Source organism: Sorangium sp. So ce367 (genome assembly GCF_051520455.1).
In the GTDB taxonomy this organism is placed as follows: Bacteria; Myxococcota_A; Polyangia; order Polyangiales; family Polyangiaceae; genus Sorangium; species Sorangium cellulosum_B.
Genome location: NZ_CP150334.1, coordinates 2,402,762 through 2,426,806 on the forward strand (window position 1 = coordinate 2,402,762; position 24,045 = coordinate 2,426,806).

Genomic DNA, 24,045 nt, shown 5'->3' on the forward strand with positions numbered 1-24,045 from the left:
GGCTCAGGGCCCCGTGTACCGGGCGCGCGGCCGGAGCATGTACCCCGCCTCCCGCTGCTCGAACGCGTGGGCGATCCACCCGGCGGCGCGCCCCACCGCGAAGAGCGCCGCCGCCGTGCCGGCCGGCAGGCCGAGCGCGGCCGCGATCGCGACGAGGCCCAGGTCGAGCGACGGAGGATCGAGGCCGGCGTCGCGCAGCGCGTCGACGAGCGCGAGCACCGTGCGCAAGGCCGCGCTCTGCGGGGCGAGCGCGCGGGCCGTGTCGAGCAGCAGCTGGGCGCGGGGGTCGCCCTCGGGGTAGAGCCTGTGCCCGACGCCGGCGATGGGCTCGCCGCGGCGCAGCCGCTCGTGGACCGCGGCGGCGGCGCGCTCGGGCCGGCCTGCCTCGGCGACAAGGGCCTCCACCCGGTCGGTCATGCCGCCGTGCCTCGGGCCGGAGAGCGCGGCGAGCCCCGCGCTGACGCAGGCGTAGAGGTCGGCGCCGGTGGAGGCGGCCACCCGGACCGCGAACGTCGAGGCGTTCAGCTCGTGATCGGCCGAGACCAGGAGCGCGCGGTTCACGGCGCGCTCGGCCTTCTTCGAGGGGTTCGCGCCGAGGGCGAGGAGCAGCCGCCGCGCCGCCCCGTCGGCCTCGAGGGCGTCGGTCGCCCTGCGCGCGTCCCGCCCGAGGCCCACGAGCGCCGCGAGCGATCGCACGAGGGCCCGCGCCCGCGCGCGCTCCGCGTCGCCCGTGGGGATGCGCCCGTCGCCCGAGGGCGCGCCCACGTGGCGGGTCGCGTCGTGCGCGCCGAGCGCGGGCACCACGAGCGCGAGCGCGACGAACGGCGGCGCGCCCTCCGGCAGGAGCGCCGCGAGCTTGGCCGGGCGGACGCTCAGCCGGCCTGGCCGCGCCGTCGGCGCGCCCTCCGCCGGCAGCTCGCCGGTCCAGAGCAGCTCGGCGACCGCCTCGAAGGGCACGTCGTCGAGCGCCAGCGCGACCGCCTCCTTGCCCCGGTAGACGGGCCCGCGCGGGCCGATCGCCGTGAGCGCCGACTCGAGCACCGGCTCGCCCCACCGGAGCGCCTCGGCGGCGACCGGGCCGTGGCCGGCGCGCGCGTCGTGCCGCGCCTTGAGCCGCTCGATGTCCGCCCGGAGGTAGAGCCGCGCGCGCCCTCGCCCGCCGGGCACCCCCCGGAGCACGCCCCGGCTCGCGTACGCGTAGAGCGTCTCCCGCTTCACGCCGAGCAGCTCCGCCGCCTCGGCGCCGGTCACGTACGCCGAGGGCCGCTGACCCGAGTCAGGTAGATCCACCATGAGCGCCCATCCACGTTGCATCCATGCTGTCTTCCGATGCACGAGGCGCCAGCGTCGCGCGCGCCGACGACACCCGTCCCTCCTAGCACCGCCCTCCTCGGCTTCCTCCGGGATTCTTCCTCGACGCGCTTCGAGGCCGTGCATGGTTGATTGTACAATCAAGGTTGATCAACCTCGTGCGGTGCCCAAGATGTCGTCAGCGGAGGTGATCGGAATGAGGGATGTGGCGGCGCCGCTCGCGAGCGGCCTGGAGGGCGTGGTGGTGGCGGAGACGCGGCTCTCGGAGGTGGACGGAGAGCGGGGGAGGCTCACCCTCGCGGGCCACGACGTCGAGGAGCTCGCCGGCGGCGGCGGGGTGACCTTCGAGGACGCGTGCGGGCTGCTCTGGGGCGGCGCGCTGCCCGGGGCGGCGGAGCGGGAGTCGCTCCGGCGAGCGATCGCCGAGGGGCGGACGAGGGCCTTCGCGCTGCTCGGGCGGCTCGGGGACGCGCTCCAGGCGGGCGACGGGATGGATGCGATCCGCGCGGCGGTCGCGCACCTCTCGGGCGACGTCCCGCCCGCGGCGATCGCCGGGGCGGTGGCGACGTTCGCGGCGGCGTGGGCGCGGCGCTGCGCGGGGGAGGCGCCGGTCGCGCCCGATCCGGCGCTCCGGCTCTCGGCCGACTACCTGCGCATGGCGCGGGGGGCTGCGGCGAGCGAGGCCGAGGCGCGCGAGCTCGACACGTACCTCGTGACGGTCTCGGATCACGGCATGAACGCGTCCACCTTCACCGCGCGCGTGGTCACCTCGACGGGGTCGGACGCGATCTCGGCGGTGGTCGCGGCGATCGGCGCGCTGAAGGGGCCGCTCCACGGCGGCGCGCCCGGGCCGGTCCTCGACATGCTGGACGCGGTCGCGGCGAAGGCGGGCGAGGGCGGCGCGCCGGCCCCGGGCTGCGCCGAGCGCTGGATCCAGGCCGAGCTCGCGGCGGGCCGGCGGATCATGGGCATGGGCCACCGGATCTACCGGGTGAGGGATCCGCGGGCGGCGGTGCTGGAGCGGGCGATCGAGCGGCTCGAGCGGACGGCAGGCGGCGCGCGGAGCGCACGGCTCGCGCTGGCGCGCGAGGTCGAGCGGGCGGCCGAGGCCGCGCTCAGCGCGCGGCACCCGGATCGCCCGCTGCGCGCGAACGTCGAGTTCTACACGGCGGTGCTGCTCGACGCGCTCGGGCTGCCGCGCGCGCTCTTCGCGCCGACCTTCGCGGTGGGCAGGGTCGCGGGCTGGTGCGCGCACATCGACGAGCAACGGCGCGCGGGGCGGCTCATTCGCCCGAGCTCACGCTACATCGGGGGCGTCCCTAGAGCGGCAGCTCCGCCGCATTGAGGCGTCGGGCCTGCCGCGTGCGCGGCGAGGCCGCTGGCAGGAGCGCTCGTCGTCGCCGGCCATGAGGTCGACCTGCCCAGGTCGGACTTATTGAAGAGTCCGTGACGGCATTCGCTTCCTCCCCCTCGTCCTGCCATCCGATCCGCACAGAAATTGCCGGAGAGGCCGTTCCACAGGCCTGGAAGGACAAAAGGAGAACGCGCCGGGCGCGGGTAGGACGTTGTTCGTCCTGCAAAGTTGGCAGCCTCGCGGGGCACTGTTATCGTGTTCAGTATGTCGTCCGCCGCTCTTGCCGCTCCGCTTGCCCGGGACCTCCTGCGCCATACCCTCCCCGAGTTCGAAGCGCGCGCCAAGACGCTCCCGCTCGGCCTGCGGGAAATCAACGACGCGCTCCCGGAAGGGGGGCTGCCGCGCGGGGGGGTGGTGGAGCTCGCCGCGCCGCGGGGGCTGGGGCGCTCCACCTCGCTCGCCCTCTCCGCGTGCGCGTCGGCGCAAGCGGAGGCGCGGCTGCGCGGGACGAGCGCGACGGCGGGGGCGTGGTGCGCGTGGATCGATCCGAGCGGCTCGCTCTACGCGCCGGCGGTCGCGCGCGCGCAGGTCGATCTGAGCCGGCTGCTCGTGGTGCGGCCCCCGCCGGAGGTGCTCGCGAAGGTCGCGGTCCGGATGGCGATGAGCCGGGCGTTCGCGGTGCTCGTGATCGACGTGGCCGGGGTCCCGGGGGCCTTCGGCCAGGGCGCGGGGAAGGGGGAGCGGAGCGCGCCCGGGGCGGGGCGCCGCGAGGAGGACCTCGCGCGCTGGGTCAACGTGGTGCGCAAGCTCGCCCTGGCGATCGAGGGGAGCGACGGGACGATCCTGCTCCTCACCGATCGCCAGGCGGCGCGGCCGATGCCCTTGCCGGTCGCGATGCGGCTGGAGCTAGAGCAGGTCGCCGAGAACCGGTTGATGGTCCGCGTCGCCAAGGACCGCCGAGGGCGCGTGACCTCGCCGACCCCGGTGGTGCTCGGGGAGCGGCCCGGGGACAGGGCAGAGCGGACGGCGGGCGGCGAGCCGCGGCCCGCGCTGTCGCGGGCGTGAGGGAGGAGAGGCGATGGCGGTGAGGCGCATTGTGGCGATCGTGCTCCCGCAGCTCGCGTGCGAGCTGGTGAAGCAGCGCGGGCCGGTCTCGCCGAGCGGGAAGGCGCCGCTCGCGGTGATCCTCGGGGGCGAGGAGGACCGCCGCGCGGCGCTCGCCCCGCAGCCCGAGCGCGAGGCGCAGGCGCCGGCGGCGGTGATCGACGTGGTCGACGACGAGGCGAGGCGGTACGGGGTGAGGCCGGGGCAGAAGGTCGTCGAGGCGGCGGCGCTGGTCGCCCACCTCGCGATCCACCGGGTGACGTTCGCCGAGATCGACGCGGCGCTCGGCCGGGTCGCCGAGGTGGCGCTCGGGCTCGGGGCGACGGCGTCGATCCAGCTCGGCGAGCAGGGGGCCCCGCGCGCCGGCGCGGGGCGGGCGAGCCGCGCTCCCGAGCGCGCCGCGAGCGAGGCGCGGAGCCCCTGGGGCGACGGCCCGTACGACACGGTGTGGCTCGACATCACCGGGGCGTCGCACCTCGTCGGCGGCGAGGAGGCGCTGCTCGGCGAGCTCGGCGAGCGCGTCGCGGCGCTCGGCCACCGGGCGCGGCTCGCGATCGCCGACGGGCCGCGGCTCGCGCAGGCGCTCGCGCGCTTCGGCGCGCACGCGGACGGCGGGGGAGGGGCGGAGGCCCCGATCGCGCCGCCGGGCAAGGGGGCGCAGGCGATCGGGCCCTTGCCGGTGCAGGCGCTCCCGGTCGAGCGCGAGGTGGCGAGCTTCCTCGTCCGGCTCGGCGTGCTCCGCGTCGAGGATCTCGCGCGCCTTCCGCGGGCGCAGGTGGCGGCGCGGCTGGGGCCGCGGACGGCCGACGTGATGGAGCTCCTCGCCGGCCGCGATCCCGTTCCGCTCCTGCCGTTCGAGGTGCCCCGGCTGCTCGAGGAGGAGGTGCTCTTCGACGAGCCGATCGAGAGCGCCGAGTCGCTCCTGTTCGTGCTGCGCGGCATGACGTCGCGGATCGCGTCGCGGCTCGCCGCGCGCGGGGAGGCGTGCGGGCGGCTCAACGTGGCGATCGCCTACGATCGCTCGATCGCGCGGCTCCGCCTCGGCGAGCGCGAGGACGACGGCGCCGCCGCGCTCCTGGAAGACGACGGGCGCGGCCCTTCGCTGCGCTTCCACGTCGACATGCCGGTGCCCCTCTCGGACGCGGGCGATCTGCTCCGCCCGCTGAAGGCGAGGCTCGAGCGGATCGAGCTCGCGGCGCCCGCGGTGGGGGTCCACGTCATCGCCTCGCGCATCGCGCGGGCCCGCCGGGTGCAGCTCGATCTGTCACGCGACCGGTCGGTCGATCCCGACAGCCTGCCGGCGCTCCTGGCCGAGCTCTCGGCGGAGATCGGCCAGGAGCGGGTGGGCATCCTGGAGATCGCCGACGCGCACCGCCCCGAGGCGCGCTCGCGGCTCGTGCCGGCCTCTGGCGAGGCGGCCATGACGCGCGCGTCCGCCGCGGCCCGCGCGCGCGCCGCGGCGGATCGAGGCGCGGCGGAGCAGGCGGGGGGCGCCGACGCGCCGGCGCTGGAGCCCGCGCGGCTCCTCGCGCAGCCGATCCCGCTCGGTCGGGTGGGGCGCGGGGCGATCGTGGCCGTCGATCGGCACCTCTACGCGATCGAGCGGCTCTCCTTCGTGATGCGGATCGACGCGGTGGAGTGGTGGACGCCCACGCCGGCGTCGCGCGACTACGCGCGCGCCTGGCTCGTCTCGGGCTCTCCGTCCGGCAAGGCCGCCCCGGCGCGCCTCGGCGAGCTGCGCCCTCCTCGAGACGGCGCGAGCGCGAGCTCCTGCGGCGAAGCGTGGATCTACGTCGACCGCGCGACGGGCGAGGCCTTCCTGCAGGGGTGGTGCGAGTGAGCGCCGGCGCGTCGGTCCCGTTCGTGGAGCTCTGCGGCCGCTCCTGCTTCTCTTTCCTGGAGGGCGCCTCGCACCCCGAGGAGCTCGTGCACCGCGCCAAGGAGCTCGGCCTCGAGGGGCTCGCGCTCTGCGATCGCGACGGGATCTACGGCAGCGTGCGCGCGCACACGGCGGCGAAGAAGGTCGAGCAGCGGGTGATCGTCGGGGCCGAGCTGACGCTGGGCGCGCCGCGCGGGGGCGCCGAGCGCGCGCCGGAGGTCCGGCCGTCGGTGGTCCTCCTGGTCGAGGACAGCGAGGGTTACGCGAACCTCTGCCGCCTGCTCACGATCGCGCACGCCGAGTGCGAGAAGGGGATGGCGAGCATCTCGGCGGAGGCGATCGCGGCGGCGCAGCGGGGCCTCTCCGCGATCGTGCCGCTCGACCCTCTCGTGCCCGCGGGCGTCTCCGGCGCGCTCCTCGGCACGCTGCGCGACGCGTTCGGCGAGCGCGCGCTCGTCGCGACCTGGAAGCACCTCGACCGCCGCGACGGCGAGCGCGTCGCGGCGGCCCTCGCGGCGGAGCGCCGCTACGGCCACTGCGTGGTGGCGACGGCGCGGCCGCTCTATCATCACCCGTCGCGCAAGCCGCTGGCGGACGTGCTCGCGTGCATCCGGACCAAGACCACGCTCGATCAAGCTGGGACGCGGATCGCGCCGAACGCGGAGGCGTACGTGCGGTCCGGCGCGCAGATGGCGGCGCTGTTCCGCGATCATCCGGCCTGGGTCGCGCGCACGGTGGAGGTCGCGTCCCGCTGCCGCTTCTCGCTGTCCGAGCTCCGCTACAGCTTCCCGAGCGACGCCCTCTGCATGCCGGGGGAGACGTCGGATCAGGCGCTGCGCCGCCTCACCGAGGAGGGCTGCCGCGACCGTTACCCGGAGGGGACGCCGTCTCCCGTGCGCGCGCAGATCGAGAAGGAGCTCGCCTTGATCGCGAAGCTCGGCGTGGCGCCCTATTTCCTCAGCGTGCAGCAGGTCGTGAAGATCGCGCGCGCGCGGCAGATCCTCTGCCAGGGCCGCGGGAGCGCGGCCAACAGCGCGGTGTGCTTCGTGCTCGGCGTGACGGCGGTGGACCCGGCCCGGTCGAGCCTGCTCTTCGAGCGCTTCCTGTCGGAGGAGCGCCACGAGCCCCCGGACATCGACGTCGATTTCGAGCACGAGCGCCGGGAGGAGGTGATCCAGGCGATCTACGAGATGTACGGGCGCGACCGGGCGGCGATGGTCTCGGAGGTGATCGCCTACCGCGGCAAGAGCGCGCTCCGCGAGGTGGGCAAGGCGTTCGGCTTCTCAACGGATCAGGTCGATCGGCTGAGCGGCCTCGTGCTCCACCACGAGGCGGACATCACCGAGCAGCGGGTCAGCGAGGCGGGCCTCGATCCGGATGACGTGCGCGTCCGGCAGGCCGTCATGATGGCGAGCGCGCTCGAGGGCTTCCCGCGCCACCTCTCGATCCACGTGGGCGGCTTCGTGCTGTCGTCGGAGCCGCTGCACAAGGTGGCCCCGGTCGAGCCTGCGCGGATGGAGGGCCGCACGGTGATCCCGTGGGACAAGGACGATCTCGACGATCTCGGCTTCTTCAAGATCGACGTTCTGGCGCTCGGCATGCTGACGGCGATCCGCAAGGCGCTCGGTTTGATCCACTCGGACCGGTACGCCGCGCTCGCGGGTCGCACGGCACGGGACCCCGCGTCCGCGGGTCCCTTGGTCCACACGGCACGGGACCCCGCGTCCGCGGGTCCCTTGGTCGACGCGGCAGGGGACCCTGCGCCCGCAGGGGTCTTGCTCCACGCGGGCCGAGGCGCCGCGTTCGATCCGATCGCGGCGCTCGCGCAGATCCCGCCGGAGGACCCGGCTGTCTACGAGGCGATCGGCCGGGCCGACACGGTGGGGGTGTTCCAGATCGAGAGCCGCGCGCAGATGGCGATGCTCCCGCGGCTGAAGCCGAACAAGTTCTACGACCTGGTGATCGAGGTGGCGATCGTGCGTCCCGGACCCATCCAGGGCGGGATGGTGCACCCCTACCTGCGCCGGCGGACGGGGCAAGAGCCGCCGGTGTCCCCGCACCCGTGCCTGGATCCCATCCTGGAGCGCACGCTCGGCGTTCCGCTCTTCCAGGAGCAGGTGATGCAGATCGCGATGGTCGGCGCGGGTTACACGCCGGGCGAGGCCGACCAGCTGCGCCGCGACATGGCGGCATGGAAGAAGCACGGGCGCCTGGAGCGGCACCGCGGGCGGCTCATCCAGGGCTTCGCCGAGCAGGGGATCTCGGCGAGGTTCGGGGAGATGCTCTACCAGCAGATCCAGGGCTTCGGGGAGTACGGCTTCCCGGAGTCGCACGCGGCGAGCTTCGCGCTTCTCGTGTACGCGTCGGCCTGGCTCAAGGTCCATCACCAGGCGGCGTTCACCTGCGCGCTGCTCAACGCGCAGCCGATGGGGTTCTACAGCCCGTCGGCGCTGGTGCAGGACGCGCAGCGGCACGGCGTGGAAGTGCGGCCGGTGTGCGTGGTGCAGAGCGCGTGGGACGCGACCCTGGAGCCTTCCGCCGAGCCCTCGGCGGGCCCGGCGCTGCGGCTCGGCATGCGGCTCGTGAAGGGGCTCGGCGAGGCGGCCGCGGCGGCGATCGTCGCGGCGCGCGAGGAGGCGCCGTTCACGAGCCTCCCGGATCTCGTGAGGCGCACGGAGCTGAAGAAGAACGAGGTGGAGGCGCTCGCAGAAGCGGGCGCGCTCGCCGCGCTGGTGCCCGCCCGGAGAGAGGCGCTCTGGCGCGCGCGCGCCCCCCGCGTGGAGGGGTTGTTCGAGGGCGTCCCGATCGAGCAGGACCGGGACGTCGGGCTCCCTCCGCTCAGGCCGCTGGAGCAGCTCGCGCTGGACTACGGGCGCGTGGGTCTGTCGCTGCACGACCACCCGATGCGGCACGTGCGGCGGGCGCTCAAGCGGCGGCGCGGGGCCGGGCGCGTGCGGACCGCCGAGGAGATCAAGGCCGCGCGCGACGGGGAGAGCGTGCGGGTCGCCGGGATGGTGGTCGGACGCCAGCGGCCGGCGACCGCGAGCGGCGTGACGTTCATGACGCTCGAGGACGAGACCGGCGTGGTCAACGTCATCGTCCAGCGGCAGGTCTTCGCGGAGTACGAGCACGTGGCGAGGAACGCGGCGCTCTTGCTCGTTGCCGGGCGGATCGAGCGGCAGGGCGAGGTCGTCCACGTGCTCGCGCGCGAGCTCGATCGGCTGGAGCTGCCCAGCGGCGAGGAGATCGCGCTCAAATCGCGCGACTACCGGTGAGGGCGCGCCGACGCCGCGCTCCCGGAGCGCGGGGCGATCGGCGGCGCGTCAGGAGAGCTCGCGCGCTCGTCAGGGCGGCGGCGATGACCTCGTCGACCAGCGCGCTCGTCAGCGGGCGGCGACGACCTCGTCGACCAGCGAGAGCAGCGTCGCCGCGTCGAACGGCTTCAGGAGCAGCCGGGCGTTGACCTGCTGCAGGAACGCCTTGCTGCGCTCCGTGAAGGCGCCGCCGGTCAGGAACACGACACGGCGCTGCTGCTCGGGCGCGTGCTCGGCAAGCGAGGTGTAGAAATCCATTCCCGTCATGTCGGGCATCATGAGGTCGCACAGGATGGCGTCGTAGCGCTCTCCGGCGCGGATCCGGCTGAGCGCGTCGCGCGCGCTCGCGGTCGCGGTCGTCTCGTGACGTGGCTCGAGCGTCCCCGCGATCGCCCGCGTGAGCAGCGGCTCATCGTCGATGATGAGGACCCGCTGCCGCTGCGCCGCCTCCGGCGCGAGCGCGTCGAGGCTGCCGTTCTCGCGCGGCCACCTCGACGCGCGCGAGCCGGGCGCAGCGGAGGCGTGCGCCTCGCTGGCCGCGGCGGCGGGGAGGACGAGGCGGAACGTGCTCCCCTTGCCGGGGCGGCTGTCCACCTCGATCCGACCCCCCAGCGCGGTGACGATGGAGTGGCAGATCGCGAGCCCCAACCCGAGCCCTTCGCCAGCTTCCTTGCTCGTGTAGAACGGCTCGAAGATCCGCTCGAGCGACTCGGGCGCGATCCCGGCGCCCGTGTCGCGCACCTCGACGACGACCGACCCCTCGGCGTCACAGCGCGTCGAGAGCTCGATCTCGTTCTGCTCGGCGAGCCCCTCGGGGATGGCCTGCGCGGCGTTCACGATGAGGTTCAGGAAGACCTGCGCGAGCCGCGGCTCGTTCGCCTGGACGGGCGGCACCTCCCGGAAGCTCCGGACGACGCGCGCGCGGTGCCGGATCTCGTTCATCGCCATGTGGACGCAGGAGTCGAGCACCCGCCGGGGGTCGACCGGCCCGCGTCGGTCCTCCTCGGCGCGCGAGAAGCTGTGGAGATCGCGCACGATGAGCCGCACCCGCTCGGCGCCCTCGCGCGCGTCCTCCAGCAGGCTCAGCACGTCGGAGAGCTCGCTCGATGGAGCGCGGCCGTCGCCGTGAGAGCGCGCCCAGGGGCCGCCGCGCGCAGCGCTGTTCCGGCGATCGAGCGAGCCGATGCGCCGGATGGCCGCGTCGACGTTCGTGATGACGAAGGCGAGGGGGTTGTTGATCTCGTGGGCGACGCCGGCGGCCAGCGTGCCGACGCTCGCCATGCGGCCGGCGCCGACGAGGCGGGCCTGCGTCTGCGCGAGCGCCTGGCGCGAGGCGGCGTCGCGCGCGGCGCGCTCACAGATGACGGAGAGCCGCGCCCGGGGGCCCGCGCCGTCGCCGCCCGCGAGCAGGAAATCGGTCGCGCCGGCCGCGAGGATGCCGTCGATGTCCCCGTCGCGCTCGGTGATCGCGAGGACGAACACCGCGTCGCCGCCGGGCTGCGCCCGCACGCGGCCGCAGAGCGCGGCGGCGCTGGCGGGCTCGCTCCAGTCGACGGCGAGCACCGGCGGCGCGTCGCTCAGGCACCTCTCGAGGGCGTGCGCGGGATCGGAGGTGACGCCGACGTCCGGCACATGGCGTCGGATCAGCGCTTCGAATCGCTCGCTCGCCGCGGCGCGCCCGCGGAGGAGCAGGATGGCGGCCGGCTCCGCGCAGCCCATCGACGTCCTCTCAGCTGTCCTTCGAAGACCCGTTTCAGGAGTCCTTCGAAGATCCTTTACCGCATCTCCATCCCGGCGTGCAGGCATGGTGATCCGTTCCGCTGCGCCTGCCAGGCGCCTCGCCGGTCTCCTTCGAGCCGCGCGCCAGCCGGTCGGCTCGCCCGCTTCGCGCGGCTATCGAAGGCTGGACGTCGCGTCGTCGTCCGGATCGCCGTCGTCGGCGATCCTCGTCGCGCCGTCCGTGAGCGGCGGGTACAGGCTCTCGACGAACTTCCCGGAGAGCCGCCCCGCGAGGTGTGCATCCATCCGCGCCAGCGCCTCGCGCAGCCGATCGATCTCGTCCGAGAGCGCTGCCTTGAGCGGCTGGCGCTGCGCCTGTTCCATCCAGGCGAGCTCCACGAGCGCCTCCTCAAGGTGCGCGCGCGCCGCACCAAGGTGCGCGCGCGCCGCGCCGCCCGCCTCGCCCGCGTTGGATTCTCGGACCAGGTACTCCGCGACGCGCACGCGCCCGCGGTAGCGGACCCGCGTCCGCTCGAGGAAATCCCGGTACGGCTTCACCGCCCCGCTGAGCGCCTGCACCGCCGCTGCGAGCGCGCTCGCCTCGCCCTGGAGCGCCTCGCGATCGGCGCCGGAGAGAGCCGTATTGTGCTCGACGTGGGCCTCGAGCGTCGCCAGCACCTCGCGGGCCCAGCGGAGGTGCCGGAGCCCCGAGGCGCCGCGCGACAGGCGCTGCGCGGCCGCCCCCTCCGCGCTCACGCCACCGCCGCCGCCGGCGCCGCCTCGCGCTCCGGGCGCTTCGCCGTCTCGTTGATCTTCACGCTGACGAGCTTCGAGACGCCGGGCTCCTGCATCGTCACGCCGTAGAGCACGTCGACCGACTGCATCGTGCGCTTGATGTGCGTGATGAGGATGAACTGCGAGTGGCTCGTCATGCTCCGGATCGCCTCGTTGTAGCGGGCCACGTTCGCCTCATCGAGCGGCGCGTCGACCTCGTCGAGGATGCAGAACGGCGACGGCTTGAACTGGAAGATCGCGAAGATGAGCGACACCGCGGTGAGCGCCTTCTCGCCGCCGCTCATGAGCTCGATGTTCCCGAGCTTCTTGCCCGGCGGCTGCGCGAGGATCTCGATCCCCGTCTCCAGCATGTCGTCGGGGTTCGTCAGCCGGAGCTCCGCCTGGCCGCCGCGGAACATCTTGGGGAACAGCGTCTTGAAGCGCGCGTTGATGCCGTCGTACGTCGTCTTGAAGAGCCGCTTCGACTCGCGGTTCATCTGGGCGATCGCCTTCTCGAGGTCGTCGAGCGCCTTCTCGAGATCGGCCTTCTGGCCCGAGTAGTACGTGTACCGCTCCTCGGCCTCGGCGTGCTCGCGCACGGCGTCGAGGTTGACGGGGCCCATGCGGTCGAGCAGCTCCGTCAGCTCCTGGATGCGCGCGCGGTGCGAGGCGTCGGCGGGCGGCCGCTTGTGGTAGTCGCCGACCACGCGGGCGAGCTCCAGCCCGCGGAAGCGCTCGCGCACCCCCTCGATGAGGTGGTCGTGCTCGACCCGCAGCCGCTCCAGCGCGAGCTCGTGCTTGCGGAGCCGCTCCGATACCTCGGCCAGCTCCTGCCGCAGCCCGCGCAGATCGGCCTCGCGCACCCCGTGCGCCTGCCGCGCCTCGTCCAGCGAGCGCCGCGCCTCGGTCAGCGCGGCCTGCGCCGCGTGCGCCTCCGCGACGGCGCGGACCAGCGCCTCCCGCGCGATCATGATCGTCGCCGCGGCCTTCCCCGCGCCCACGGCGCTCTCGGTCCGCTCCTGGTCGAGCCGGGCGATCCGGCCCCGGAGCTCGTTGCACGACCGCGTGAGCCGCTCGACCGTGCCCCGCGCCGCCGCGGCGCGCTCGCGCACGCGGGCGAGCTTCACCTTGCGCTCGGTCACGACCGACTGCTGCCCGAGCACCCGCTCGCGCCACTCGGCCGCGACCTGCTCGGCGTGCTCGAGGCCGGCCGTCGCCGCCTCGCGCGCCGCTCGCCCCGCCTCGAGCTTGTCGCGCGCCGCTTGCTGCTCGCTCCCGCCGGCGTCGAGGTTGTCGGCGAGGTCCTCGAGCTCGGAGCGCACCACGCCCTCGCGCTTCTGCGCCGCGGCGAGCTGCTCCTCCGCCCGGCGGAGATCCTTCTCGGCCGTCACCAGGGCGAGCTCTCCCTCGTGCGCCTCGCTCCGCGCCCGCTCCAGCGCCGTCCCCACCTCGGTGATGCGCAGGCGGAGCTTCTGCTGCGCGTCGAGCAGCGCCGTCACCTCCTCCGATTTCGTCGCGACGAACTCGTGCAGCGCGCGCATCTCCCGCTTCTGCTCGATCATGCCGGCCGCGACCGCGTCGCCCGAGCCGCCGCTCACCACGCCGTCCTCACGGAGGACGGTGCCGTCGAGCGTCACGAGCGTGCACCCGGCGCCCTCCGCCGCGAGCCGCGCCGCGACCTCGGCGGAGGCGACGACCACCGCGTCCCCCACGAGCGCGCGCGCCAGCGCCTCGTCCTCGGGGGCGAAGACGAGCCGGTCCACGAGCGGCCCGAGCACGCCCTCCCCGCGCGGCGGCCGCCGCGTCGCGCCGGCCACGAACGAGGGCCGCGCCGCGATGACGCTCGCCCGCCCGCGGTTGTTCTTCGACAGATCCGCGAGCAGCGCGATCCCGCGCTCGACGTCGCTCACGACCGCGCACTGCAGCCGGTCCCCGAGCAGCCCCGCGAAGGCCGCGGTCAGCTCGGCCGGCGCCTCGATCCGGTCGGCCACGAGCCCGAGCAGCGCCGGGTCCTTGGTCTTGAGGAGGTTCTTCACCCCGGCGCCGACGCCCTCCAGCCGCGCGTGCAGCTCCTCGAGCGCGCGGAGCCGGTTGCGCCGCTGCCCGAGCTCGTTCTTGGCGTGCTCCACGGCGCGATCGCTCGAGACCGCCTGCTCGCGCAGCGCCTTCATCTCGACATCGAGCCGCGACCGGTCCTCCGCCGAGATCCGCTTCCCCTCGGCGAGCTCCGTCACGTTGCGCGTCAGCGACGAGCGCCGCCGCTCGAGCTCCTCCGACTCGTACATCAGCCGCCCGAGCTCGTCCTCGAGCTTCGCACGCCGCTGGCTCATCTCCGCCATGCGCCGATCGAAGCCGGTGAGCGACGCCTCGGCGGCCGCGACCGCCGCGGTGGCCTCGGCGGCCCGCCGGCGCAGGGCGGCGACCTCGTGCTCGGCGGTCCGCTCTCCGTGGCGCAGCTCCTCGAGCCGCTCGTGCTGCTCGAGCGCGAGCTCGCTCTCCCGCGCCTCCTCCTCGTCGACGCCGGCGAGCTGCGCCTCGAGCTGCGCCTTCTCTGCGCTGAGCTCCTCGACCGTCTTCTCGAGCTCTCCCTGCTCCTTGGCCGCGGTGACGAGCCGCTCCTCGAGGTGCCGCAGGCGGTCGCGCGCCCGCGCGATCTCCGCCTCGTGGGTGCGCACCTGGTTGTCGGCCGCGAACGCCTCGTTCTGCGCGCGCTCGGCCCGCTCCTCGCAGGCGAGGGCCTCGAGCCGGGTGACCTCGATCTCGGCCTCGCGCGCCGAGAGCGCCGTGCGCGACGCCTGCTCGCGCTCCGCGTGCGCGGCCCTGCCGAGCGACTCGTGCTGCGTGAGCACCGTGATCTCGAGGAGCTTGTGCGACGCCTCGTGGAGCACGAGGTCCTCCAGCTCCTTGCGGTAGTTGACGTACCGCTCGGCCTTGGCCGCCTGGCGCTTCAAGGACGCGAGGTTCCGCTGGATCTCGGAGACGATGTCCCCCACGCGGAGCAGGTTCTGCCGCGTCTGGTCCATCTTCTGCTCGGCCTGCTTCTTCCTGGCCTTGTATTTCGTGATGCCGGCGGCCTCCTCGATGAGCATCCGCCGGTCCTCGGGGCGCGCCGAGACGATGAGCCCGATCTTTCCCTGCTCGACGATGGAGTAGGCCTTCGTGCCGACGCCGGTGCCGAGGAAGAGGTCGGTCACGTCCTTGAGCCGGACCTGGGTCTTGTTGATGAGGTACTCGCTCGTCCCGTCGCGGAAGAGCCGGCGCGTCACCGCGATCTCCGCGTAGTCGCGGTACTCCAGCGGCAGCTGCGACGCCGCCGTCGGCTCGCTGTTGTCGAAGGTGAGCGTCACCTCGGCCATCCCGTGCTGGGCGCGGGTCTCGGAGCCGTTGAAGATGACGTCCGACATCGACTTGCCGCGCAGGTGCTTCGCGCTCTGCTCCCCGATCGCCCACCGGATGGCGTCGACGATGTTCGACTTGCCGCAGCCGTTGGGACCGACGATGCCCACCACGTCCGTGTCGAAATGGACCACCGTCCGGTCGACGAACGATTTGAACCCGCTGATCTCGAGCTTGCGAATGCGCATGACGTCCCCGGGACCGGCCGGGCGGGCTTAAACGTATCGTCACAGCACGCCACGTACCGTCACAACTGGCGTCTCGGGGTCTACGTGGGCTGGCGCCGCGCGGCAAGAGCGGAATCCTGGCTCCTCACGCGCACCGAGGACCAGGTCTTGCGCATCCCGCTGGTGCAGCGATGTCCGAAGCGCAAGGTGTGCTTTTGGCAGCCGCCTTGACAGGTGGCTAACGTGGCCATACTCCTCGGGTTGTTCCGAGGAGTAGAAACGTCATGCCCACTTACGAGTACGCCTGCACATCTTGCGCGCATGAATGGGAGGCCGAGCAGTCCATCAAGGAGGCCGCGCTCTCGGAGTGCCCGTCGTGCCTCAACGCGACAGCCCGGCGGCAGATCTCGCGCGGCACGGGCTTCATCCTCAAGGGCAGTGGCTGGTACTCCGACCTCTACGCTTCGGGGTCGAACAAGCCGCCCGCGAAGTCGGACGGCGGGTCGGGCAGCTCCTCAGGGTCGGAGGGGGCGAGCTCGGACTCCGGGTCGAGCAGCGCCTCGCCGGCGAGCGGCAGCACCAAGAGCGACTCCAGCGCGTCGTCCGCCTCCTCCGCGGCGGCCTGACGCCAACTCGGCGAGCAGCGACGGGGGTGTGGCCAGCGCGGCGCAGCGCGCGGTGGTGCCGTCGTGGTGCGCCGGCAGTGCTGCGTGCCCACCGGCGCCGGGCGTGGTGCTAGGGTGCCCTGGATGGATGAGAGAAAGCGACTTGAGGAGCTCCGCCGGCAGCTCACGGAGCTGGATCAAGAAATCCTTCGCAGCATCGAGCGGCGGGCTCGCATCGCGCACGAGCTTGCCAAGCTGAGGACAGGCACGGCCCGGTTCGCCCCCACGGCCGACGCAGCCCACATGCAGGCGCTCGAGCGCGCCGTGACGCCGCCGTTCCCGCAGCGCGCGGTGCGGCCGATCTTCGTCGCCATCGACGCGGCCTCGCGCGCGTTCGAGCTCGCGCCCCGGGTGGCGTACCTGGGGGCCGAGGGCGACTATGGCTGGACCGCGGCGCACGATCACTTCGGGATCGGAGGCGAGTTCGTCCGCGCGGACAGCCCCCTCGCCGCCATCGAGGAGGTCGCGCGCTCGCGCGCTGACTTCGCGGTGGTCCCGTACGAGTCGCTCAAGGAAGGGCCGATTTTCCCGACGATCCAGGCGATCGGCGGCGCCGACCTCAAGGTGGTCGGCGAGCGCCAGCTGGTGCAGGCGCTCGACCTCGTGAACCGGACGGGCAGCCTCGCCGACGTCGAGCGGGTGTACTCCTCGCCCCAGGACCACGTGGCCTGCGTGAACTACCTCGAGCTCCAGCACCCGCGCGCGCTGGTGCTCGACGTGCGGGGCCCGCAGGCCGCCTGGGATCTCGCGGCGGAGAACGAGGGCAGCGCCGCCATCGTCCCCCGCGGCTTCGCGGGCGGGCAGGAGCTCAGGGTCGCCCGCGAGAACGTCGGCGACGAGGGGGAGCTCCGGATCCGCTACGCGGTGCTGTCCCGGCTCCCCTCGCCGCGCTCGGGCCACGACGCCACGGCGGTCCTCTTCAGCGTCCACGATCGGCCCGGCGCGCTCCACGACATCCTCCAGCACTTCAAGGAGCGCAGCTGCAACCTCCGGCGGGTCAACTCCCGCCCCGTCCCCGGCGAGGGCTGGGACTACGTGTTCTACGTGGAGGTCAGCGGACACACGACCGATCGGGCGCTCGTCGCGGCGCTCGAGGGCGTGAAGCGCGAGACGAAGATGCTGAAGATCATCGGCTCCTTCCCGCTGGAGCGCCCCGACCCGCCGCACGAGCGAGCTTGATGGCGAGCGCGATGGTGCGGACGCTGTTCCATTCCCGAGGCGCTGCCGCCCTGCGCCGCGCGGCGGGCGCGATCGCGATCGCGGCGCTCGCCCTCCAGGCGCTCGGCGGCTGCGGCGGCGCCGACGACAGCCTCGCGCTGGTCGGCGGAGAGAAGATCGACGCGACGGCGATCGATCGCGACCCCCTGGCCGTCCTTCCGAGCGGCGCGGTGATGCTCGGATACCTCGACGCGGCGGCCATGTTCACGTCCGGCCTGGGAGGCGAGGTCAACCAGATCGTCACGAGCCTGCTCCCGCTGGGCCCCGAGTCGAACTTCGTCCCGTCGCGCGACATCGTGAAGGTCTACGGCGGCCTCTATGCCATGCAGGGCGCGGACTTCTGCGCCGTGATGCAGGGCAACTTCGACGTCGACGCGATCCGCCGCTCCGCCGACGCCAGGTCGGTCACCGTGATCGGCGCGCCGCTCGTGAAGACGCGCTACGCGGACAACGATCTCTTCACGGCCGGCAACGTCGGCTTCGTCGTGCTCACGCCGCACACGATCCTCACCGGCAACGAGACCGGGATGCGGCGGGCCCTCGATCGGCTCCGCTCCGGCAAGCTGACGCGCTCCGTGCCTTCGTGGATGGTCGAGCTGCTCGGGACGAAGGGCGCGTCGTTCGCCGTGGCCGGCGATCTCTCGAGCCAGGCGGCGGTCGCGTCTGCGGCGGGGCAGTTCCCCTTCCTCGCGGGGCTCCAGTACGTGCGCGTCATCGGCAACTTCCAGCCGCCCGGGGTCAACTTCGCCGGCGCCCTCACGTACACGGACCCGCAGAGCGCGGCGAACGGCGCCGTCGCGCTCCGCAACCTCGAGCAGATCGCCAGGATCGCGACCCTGCTCTCCTCGTGGGGCTTCGGCTACGGCTCGGTCCCTCCGATGCAGGTCGCGCAGCGCGAGAGCGACGTCGCGTTCACGCTGCCCCTCGGCGAGGGGATCGTGCGCATGCTCCTCCGCACGGTCGCCGACACGGCGCGGAGCGTGGCGCTCGTGCGCTGACTCAAGCCTTGCGGAGCGGCGCGCGCGAGAGCGGCGCGGCGTGAGCGGGGTCGTCCGGCCACGCGTGCTTCGGGTAGCGGCGGCGGAGCTCCTTCGCGATGGCGGGATAGTGGCGCGCCCAGAACCCCGACAGATCGGTCGTGACCTGCACGGGGCGCTGGTTCGGCGCGCACAGGTGCAGCACGACAGGCACCCGCCCACCGGCGACGCGCGGCCCCTCCGCCATGCCGAAGAAGTCCTGCAGACGGGACGCGAGCGACGGCGGCGCGCCCGCCGTGTACTCGAGGCGCGCCCGCCGGCCGCCGGGCAGGACGATCGACTCGGGGGCGAGCTCGGCGAGCGCTCGCGCCTTCGCGGGGCCCAGCGAGGCCTGCACGGCGCTCGAGAGATCGGCGTCGCGGAGCTCGGCGAAGCTCCTGCGCCCGTCGCAGAGCGCCTCGAGCGTGGCGAGCACCGCGTCCTCGTCCACGTCCGGTAACGCTGCGTCGGGGCAGTTCGCGCGCACGAACGCGACCCGCAACAGCCAGCCCTCGAGGGCGTCGCCCTTCACGAACGCTCGCCACCCCTTCGCCCTCGCCTGCGCCGCGAGCTCCCGCGCCGCCGCTTCCGCCAGCGGACCGCCGGCGCCGGCGGCCGGCCGCGCCTCGTCGAGCACGAGGGCGTCGTACGACAGCCGGCGAACGACCTCGACGCGCTCCGCGGCGGCGTTCCACGTCGCCTCTGTCGTGTCCCGGATCGCGTCCGTGAAGAGGTCGAGCAGCCAGTCGGCCTCGATCGCGCTCGCCGCCCGGACGACCGTGCGCGCCGAGCGCCCCTCGCTGCGCTCCTCGATGTCGACAGCGACCACGAGATCGACCTCGTCGATGACGCTCGCCTCGGAGAGCGCGGCCGTCCCGCCGGCGGCGAGCACGACCTCCCGTCCGGTCCGACCCGTCGCGCTGGTCGGCCGGCGGAGGCGCCCGACCCGGTCGGGGTATCCGGAGAGGATCGCGATGCGCTGGGCGATCTCGCGCGCCTCGACGGTCTCCGGCGGCGCGGCGCTCCGGTGATCGGCGAGCCGCGAGAGCTGCTTGCGCGTCCGCTCCACGGTGAGCGCGCGCGCCGGGTCCACGCCCAGCCACCGCAGGCGGTCCACCGCGAACCGCGCGCGATCCGCCTCCTCGAAGGCCTGGAGCGCCGCGAGCAGGTCGGAGCTGTGCCGCGCGTCGCTCCTCCGACCGTGGGGCTCCCGCGCGCCCGACGGCGCCCCGAGATCGCGCTCCGCCACGAGCGCCGCGAGGGTGCACCCGTCGCCGGCGACGCCGCGCCGCTCGGCCTCGACGATCATCCGCGCCTGGCGCGGGTGCGCCGGGAAGCGAAGCATCCGCCGTCCGGTCGGTGTCACGCGCCGCCCCTCGTCGAGCGCGCCGAGCCGCACGAGCAGCGCCTCGGCCGCGGCGAGCCCGGCGGCGGGCGGCGCCTCCAGCCACCCGAACGCCTCGAGATCCGTGACCCCCGCGGCGCAGAGCTCGAGCACCGTCTCCGCGAGGTCGAGCCGGCGGATCTCGGGCGCCTCGTGCTCCGGCCGCGAGGCGAGATCCCCGCGTGTGTAGAGCCGGAGGCAGCGGCCGGGCCGCGTCCGCCCGGCGCGCCCCGCGCGCTGCGCCGCGGAGGCGCGGGCGATGGGCGCGACGCGCAGCGTCGGCAACCCCGACCACGGCGCGTGCGCGGCCACGCGCGCGAGGCCGCTGTCGACGACCGCGACGACGCCGTCGATGGTCACAGAGGTCTCGGCCACGTTGGTCGAGAGGATGATCTTTCGCCGATCCGCGGGGCGCACCGCGCGGTCCTGCTCCGCCGCGGACAGCGAGCCGTGGAGCGGCAGGAGCAGCAGGTCCTCGCTCTTCGCGATGGGGGAGCACGCGTCCATCGCTCGCCTGATCTCCGCGGAGCCGGGCAGGAACACCAGCACGTCACCGTCGAGCCCCTCCTCGATGAGCTGCCGCACCGACGACGCGACAAGGCTCTCGAGCGTCCTGTCGCCCCAGTGCGCCGGGGCGCGGCGGTCGCCCGCGGCGTGGGTCGACGGGCTCACCCGGGCGCTCGGCAGGTACTCGATCGCGACGTCGAACATCCGCCCCTCGGCGCGCAGGGTCGGCGCCACCGAGGCTCCCGCCGCTGTGGCGTCGTGGCCGCGCTCGGCCTTGGCCGCCGGGGCGAGATGCGCCTCCGGCTCGCCGAGGAACGCCGCGATCGGCCCGGCGTCGAGCGTCGCGGACATCACCACGAGGCGGAGATCGGGCCGTGCGCCGCGCTGCAGGCGCCGGAGCAGCGCGAGCGCGACGTCGCCGGCGAGGTGCCGCTCGTGGAACTCGTCGAGCACCACGGCGCTCACGCCCCGGAGCTCGCGATCGACGAGGAGCCGCCGCGTCAGCACGCCCTCGGTCACGAAGCGGACGCGCGTGGCCGGGCTGGACGCCTCCTCGAAGCGCATCGTGTAGCCCACGGTCTCGCCCACGCGCTCGCCGAGCTCTTCGGCCACGCGCCGCGCGGACAGGCGCGCCGCGAGCCGCCGCGGCTCGAGCACCAGGATCTCGCCGCGCTCCGCGAAGCCCGCGTCGAGCAGCGCGCGTGGCACGCGCGTCGTCTTGCCCGCTCCGGGCGGGGCCTCGAGCACCACGCTCGGGCGCGCCCCCAGGGTGGCGCAGAGATCGGGGAGGATCGGATCGATCGGCAGCGGCTGCATGGCTTCGGCGTTCTCCGCGCGACGGGCGCGCGGCAGCGGAGCCTAGCAATCCTTGGCGCGCGCGGACCTGTGATACTCGTCGAATTGCCGTGAGCGCATCGACCGATCCGACCCATCTTTCAGCGACCGCGCTCGCCACGCTCCTTTCGGCGCGCGAGATCAGCTCCGAGGAGCTCACGCGGGCGCACCTGGCGCGCATCGAGGCGCTCGAGCCGCGGCTCCGCGCCTTCACCCAGGTGCTCCGCGACGAGGCGCTCGCGGCCGCCCGCGGCCTCGACGAGGAGCGCCGTCGCGGGGACGTCCGCGGCCCGCTCCACGGGCTCCCGATCACCGTGAAGGAGTCGCTCGACATGGCCGGCATGGCCTCGACGCTCGGCGTCGCCTCCCGCAGGGGGCATCGGGCGACCAGCGACGCGACGGTGACCGCGCTGCTCCGACGCGCGGGGGCCGTGATCCTCGGGCGCACGAACGTCTCGCAGCTGCTCCTGTACAACGAGGCGCGCAACCCGCTCTTCGGGCAGACGGCGAACCCGTGGAGCCTCGATCACAGCCCGGGCGGCTCGTCCGGCGGCGAGGCGGCCGCCATCGCGGCGGGGATGTCGCCGCTCGGCATCGGCACGGACATCGGCGGCAGCATCCGCGTCCCTGCGCACTGCTGCGGCATCGTCGGCCTCAAGCCGACGCTCGATCGCTGGACCAACAAGGGGAGCAACACGGCGCTCCTCGGACAGGAGGCGATCCGCGCGCAGATCGGACCGATGGCCAGGAGCGCCCGCGACCTCGCGCTCGTCATGTCCGAGCTCGATCCCGCGTCGATGGCGGAGCTCGACGTGCGCGTGCCGCCGCTCCCGATCATCGAGCCGGCGAGCGTCGAGGTGGCGCGCCTGCGCGTCGGGTTCTACTGCGACGACGGGCTGGTGCCTCCGTCGACCGCCGTCGCCCGCGCCGTCGCGAAGGCGGCGTCGGCCCTGCGCGCGCGGGGCGCGACGGTCGTGCCGTTCACGCCGCCCGGGATCCCCGACGCGGTCTACGCATATTTCGCGGCGCTCTCGGCGGACGGCGGCGCGACGGCGCTGTCGCTCCTCGACGCCGGCGAGGACGGCAGCGAGGGGACGGACATCGACGTCTCGCTCCGCTCGCTCCGCACGATGGCCTCGCTCCCGCCGTTCGCGCGCCGCGCCGCCGCGCGCGTCGCTGGTCTCGCGGGCGAGCGGCGGCTCCAGCGTCTCCTCGAGGTTACAGGGCCGAAGTCGGTCTCGGAGTTCTGGCGCACCACGCACGCCCTGCGCGAGGCGCGCGCCGCGATCGCGGCGGCGATGCGCGCCGAAGCGCTCGACCTGCTGCTCTGCCCGCCGTACGCCACGCCGGCCCTGCCGCACGCCGCGTCGCGCGACTTCGTCCTCGCGGGCAGCGCCGCGATGCTGTGGAACCTCACGCAGTTCCCGGCCGGCGTCGTCCCCGTGACCCGCGTGCGGCCCGAGGAGGCGCGCCGCGAGCGGCCGCGCGACCGGCTGGAGAAGCGGGCCGCCGAGGTCGATGCGAAGAGCGTGGGCCTGCCCGTCGGGGTGCAGGTGGTCGGCTTCCCCTTCACCGAACACGTGGTGATGGCCGCCATGATCGCCATCGAGGACGAGCTCGCCGGCGAGGCCGATCGGCCCGTCACGCCTGTCTCACCGCCCTCGCTCGCCGGATGACGCGGCCAGCGCCGGGAGCCGGCTGACCAGGACGACACCGGAGCTCGATGACGCCGCCGCGCGGTCGCTGGTCGCTGTCCGGCGGGTCCACAGTCGACAGAAGCTGAAGCCCTACAAAGCCGAAAGGTCCGCCGGAGAACCTCTCCGCCGGACCAGTCGGGGCGAGTGGATTCGAACCACCGACCCCTTGACCCCCAGTCAAGTGCGCTAACCAGGCTGCGCTACGCCCCGAGCCACTCCGCCGCCACGTTTCGGTGCGGAGCGAGGGCGCACCGTAGTCGAAGCCTTGGGAATTGCAAGGGCATCGCATCGAGGATCGCAGACTCGCTCCGGACGGGGCGTTTGGCGCTGGATGCAGCCGGGCGCCGGGCGCGGATCCTCCGACGAAAACGCCGGGGCGCTCGGCGCGACGTCGCGGGCGCGCGATCCGAGCGGCGCGGTCAGATGCCGCGGAGCGCGGCAGCGAGGCCCTGCGCCGTGCTGTCCGCGACGAGGATCCCGTCGTCGCTCCTGGCCCATGCGACCACGTCGCCCGCGTCGCAGGCGATGACCGGCACGCCGAGCGCGCGCGCCTCGCGGACCACCGTGGGGGCGGCCTCGTGCGATGAAGGGTGCAGCAGCACGTCTGCTGCGCCGATCCATGCGAGCGCTTCGCTCCGCGGGAGCGTGCCCGTGAAGCGCACCGCCGCGCTGCCCTCGCTCGTCGCCGTGATGCCCGCGCCGCGCGAGCTCCCTGCATCGAGGTCGCCGCGGCTCGCGAGGCGCTCGAGCGCGCCGCGCTCTGGACCGTCTCCGACGACGACGAGGCGCAACCCGGGTCCCGCGGCGCGCACCGCCTCGATCGCGAGCTCGACCCGCTTCGTCGGGATCAGCCGGCACGCGACGACGGCGAGGCGCTCGCCGGGGCCCTTCACGATCTCGCGACGGAGCGCGGCTGCGCGCCCGGCCACCGGCGGCAGATCGAACACGGGGGGCTCGACGCGCGAGGCGAAATCCAGCGCCCGAGCCTGCTCCGGAGCGAGCGAGCCTGCGAGCGCGTCGCGCAGCGCGCGCGCCGCGAAGACGAAGCGCGCGTCGCGCCGGAGGAGCGCGCTCACCACCGCGGCGCGAGCCGCGCGCGGCGCGCGGAGCAGGAGCCGGACGTCGGCGCCGTGCGCGTGCACCTCGAGCGGCGTGCGCGGAAGCGCGAGCAGGAGCGGCCACGCGCACGGGATGATCCAGTGCGCCACCGCGCGATCGACCGGCCCGATCTCACGGAGCCGCTCGAGCACGCCGGCCGCGAACGGCGCCACGGAGAGCAGCCGGAGCGGCGACTCGCGCGCGCGCGCCACGGCGCCGGGCCACGCGAACAGCGCGCCCCCGCCTGCCCGATGGACGACGAGCCGGCCGTCCCGCGAAGGTGGATCGAGGATCGAGCCCCCGGCGGCGATCACGTGGACCTCGGCGCCGCTGCGCGCGAGCGCCTCCGCCGACGACCGCACGAAATGGCCGGAGGGATCCTCGTCGCTGACCGGATAGGACGTCGTGACCACCACGGCGCGCATCGGGACCTCCCCAAGCTGGACGCGGCGCGGGCACCGCCTCCGCGTCGCTCAGGCGCGCAGCCGCGGTTGCATCACGCTGCCGGGGTAACTGCTGGACGAACAAAATGACAAGACGCAGAGCACGCCGCGGACGCTCGAATCAAGCGTCCGTGTGCGTCTTCTGCGTCTTGGCCGGCTGCTCTT

Annotated in this window: 14 protein-coding genes and 1 tRNA gene; 8 read left to right on the forward strand and 7 right to left on the reverse strand. The window is 74.3% G+C overall.

The annotated features are described in order from the left end of the window. Positions 1 to 3: 3 nt before the first annotated feature. Complete coding sequence (locus WME97_RS09245) at positions 4 to 1,293, reverse strand: citrate synthase family protein (protein WP_437551244.1); 1,290 nt, start codon at positions 1,291 to 1,293, stop codon at positions 4 to 6. Between the two features lie 142 nt (positions 1,294 to 1,435). Between WME97_RS09245 and WME97_RS09250 the strand changes: the two genes are divergently transcribed. The 4 genes from WME97_RS09250 to dnaE all read left to right on the forward strand — a co-directional run bounded on the left by WME97_RS09250 (position 1,436) and on the right by dnaE (position 8,923). Continuing rightward, a complete protein-coding gene (locus tag WME97_RS09250) occupies positions 1,436 to 2,656 on the forward strand; it encodes a citrate synthase (RefSeq protein WP_437551246.1) in 1,221 nt (406 codons plus the stop codon). Positions 2,657 to 2,929: 273 nt separating this feature from the next. Then, positions 2,930 to 3,730 carry a recombinase A gene (locus WME97_RS09255; protein WP_231864756.1) on the forward strand — a complete coding sequence of 267 codons (801 nt, stop codon included), beginning with the start codon at positions 2,930 to 2,932 and terminating at the stop codon, positions 3,728 to 3,730. A 13-nt stretch (positions 3,731 to 3,743) separates the two neighbouring features. After that, complete coding sequence (locus tag WME97_RS09260) at positions 3,744 to 5,609, forward strand: DinB/UmuC family translesion DNA polymerase (protein WP_437551248.1); 1,866 nt, start codon at positions 3,744 to 3,746, stop codon at positions 5,607 to 5,609. Further along, positions 5,606 to 8,923, forward strand: a complete 3,318-nt coding sequence (dnaE, locus tag WME97_RS09265) for a DNA polymerase III subunit alpha (RefSeq protein WP_437551250.1) — start codon at positions 5,606 to 5,608, stop codon at positions 8,921 to 8,923. The genes WME97_RS09260 and dnaE overlap by 4 nt, the downstream gene beginning before the upstream one ends. Positions 8,924 to 9,031: 108 nt before the next feature. On the opposite strand, the gene WME97_RS09270 is transcribed toward dnaE, so the two are convergent. The 3 genes from WME97_RS09270 to smc form a co-directional block, all read right to left on the reverse strand. Beyond that, positions 9,032 to 10,681, reverse strand: a complete 1,650-nt coding sequence (locus WME97_RS09270) for an ATP-binding protein (RefSeq protein ID WP_437551252.1) — start codon at positions 10,679 to 10,681, stop codon at positions 9,032 to 9,034. Between the two features lie 174 nt (positions 10,682 to 10,855). Further along, positions 10,856 to 11,437 (reverse strand): hypothetical protein, encoded by a 582-nt coding sequence (locus WME97_RS09275; RefSeq protein WP_437551254.1) that lies wholly within the window; start codon positions 11,435 to 11,437, stop codon positions 10,856 to 10,858. Further along, positions 11,434 to 15,039 carry a chromosome segregation protein SMC gene (gene smc / locus WME97_RS09280; RefSeq protein ID WP_437551256.1) on the reverse strand — a complete coding sequence of 1,202 codons (3,606 nt, stop codon included), beginning with the start codon at positions 15,037 to 15,039 and terminating at the stop codon, positions 11,434 to 11,436. Before smc ends, WME97_RS09275 begins: the two co-directional genes overlap by 4 nt. Before the next feature lie 263 nt (positions 15,040 to 15,302). Between smc and WME97_RS09285 the strand changes: the two genes are divergently transcribed. The 3 genes from WME97_RS09285 (at position 15,303) to WME97_RS09295 (ending at position 17,899) form a co-directional block, all read left to right on the forward strand. Further along, positions 15,303 to 15,644, forward strand: coding sequence for an FmdB family zinc ribbon protein (locus WME97_RS09285; protein ID WP_437551258.1), 342 nt, complete (start codon positions 15,303 to 15,305; stop codon positions 15,642 to 15,644). A gap of 123 nt (positions 15,645 to 15,767) precedes the next feature. Continuing rightward, positions 15,768 to 16,862, forward strand: a complete 1,095-nt coding sequence (locus tag WME97_RS09290; protein WP_437551260.1) for a bifunctional chorismate mutase/prephenate dehydratase — start codon at positions 15,768 to 15,770, stop codon at positions 16,860 to 16,862. After that, positions 16,862 to 17,899 (forward strand): hypothetical protein, encoded by a 1,038-nt coding sequence (locus WME97_RS09295; protein ID WP_437551262.1) that lies wholly within the window; start codon positions 16,862 to 16,864, stop codon positions 17,897 to 17,899. Before WME97_RS09290 ends, WME97_RS09295 begins: the two co-directional genes overlap by 1 nt. 1 nt (position 17,900) lies before the next feature. Here the strand turns inward: WME97_RS09295 and WME97_RS09300 are convergent, their stop codons facing one another. Continuing rightward, positions 17,901 to 20,624, reverse strand: coding sequence for an ATP-dependent RNA helicase (locus tag WME97_RS09300; RefSeq protein WP_437551264.1), 2,724 nt, complete (start codon positions 20,622 to 20,624; stop codon positions 17,901 to 17,903). 89 nt (positions 20,625 to 20,713) lie between these two features. On the opposite strand from WME97_RS09300, the gene WME97_RS09305 reads away from it, so the two are divergent. Further along, complete coding sequence (locus WME97_RS09305) at positions 20,714 to 22,318, forward strand: amidase (RefSeq protein ID WP_437551266.1); 1,605 nt, start codon at positions 20,714 to 20,716, stop codon at positions 22,316 to 22,318. Positions 22,319 to 22,474: 156 nt separating this feature from the next. Here the strand turns inward: WME97_RS09305 and WME97_RS09310 are convergent. Together WME97_RS09310 and WME97_RS09315 are read right to left on the reverse strand one after the other, a co-directional pair. After that, positions 22,475 to 22,549: transfer RNA gene (locus tag WME97_RS09310), tRNA-Pro, on the reverse strand. Positions 22,550 to 22,758: 209 nt separating this feature from the next. Then, complete coding sequence (locus WME97_RS09315) at positions 22,759 to 23,862, reverse strand: glycosyltransferase (protein ID WP_437551268.1); 1,104 nt, start codon at positions 23,860 to 23,862, stop codon at positions 22,759 to 22,761. Positions 23,863 to 24,045 lie beyond the last annotated feature (183 nt).

Bases quoted from the DNA above. Each gene is read 5' to 3' on its own strand.
- WME97_RS09260 (WP_437551248.1), top strand. From the start codon at position 3,744: ATGGCGGTGAGGCGCATTGTGGCGATCGTGCTCCCGCAGCTCGCGTGC.
- WME97_RS09285 (WP_437551258.1), top strand. From the start codon at position 15,303: ATGCCCACTTACGAGTACGCCTGCACATCTTGCGCGCATGAATGGGAG.
- WME97_RS09255 (WP_231864756.1), top strand. From the start codon at position 2,930: ATGTCGTCCGCCGCTCTTGCCGCTCCGCTTGCCCGGGACCTCCTGCGC.
- WME97_RS09315 (WP_437551268.1), bottom strand. From the start codon at position 23,862: ATGCGCGCCGTGGTGGTCACGACGTCCTATCCGGTCAGCGACGAGGAT.
- smc (WP_437551256.1), bottom strand. From the start codon at position 15,039: ATGCGCATTCGCAAGCTCGAGATCAGCGGGTTCAAATCGTTCGTCGAC.
- WME97_RS09250 (WP_437551246.1), top strand. From the start codon at position 1,436: ATGGTTGATTGTACAATCAAGGTTGATCAACCTCGTGCGGTGCCCAAG.
- WME97_RS09245 (WP_437551244.1), bottom strand. From the start codon at position 1,293: ATGGTGGATCTACCTGACTCGGGTCAGCGGCCCTCGGCGTACGTGACC.
- WME97_RS09300 (WP_437551264.1), bottom strand. From the start codon at position 20,624: ATGCAGCCGCTGCCGATCGATCCGATCCTCCCCGATCTCTGCGCCACC.
- WME97_RS09290 (WP_437551260.1), top strand. From the start codon at position 15,768: ATGGATGAGAGAAAGCGACTTGAGGAGCTCCGCCGGCAGCTCACGGAG.
- WME97_RS09295 (WP_437551262.1), top strand. From the start codon at position 16,862: ATGGCGAGCGCGATGGTGCGGACGCTGTTCCATTCCCGAGGCGCTGCC.
- WME97_RS09270 (WP_437551252.1), bottom strand. From the start codon at position 10,681: ATGGGCTGCGCGGAGCCGGCCGCCATCCTGCTCCTCCGCGGGCGCGCC.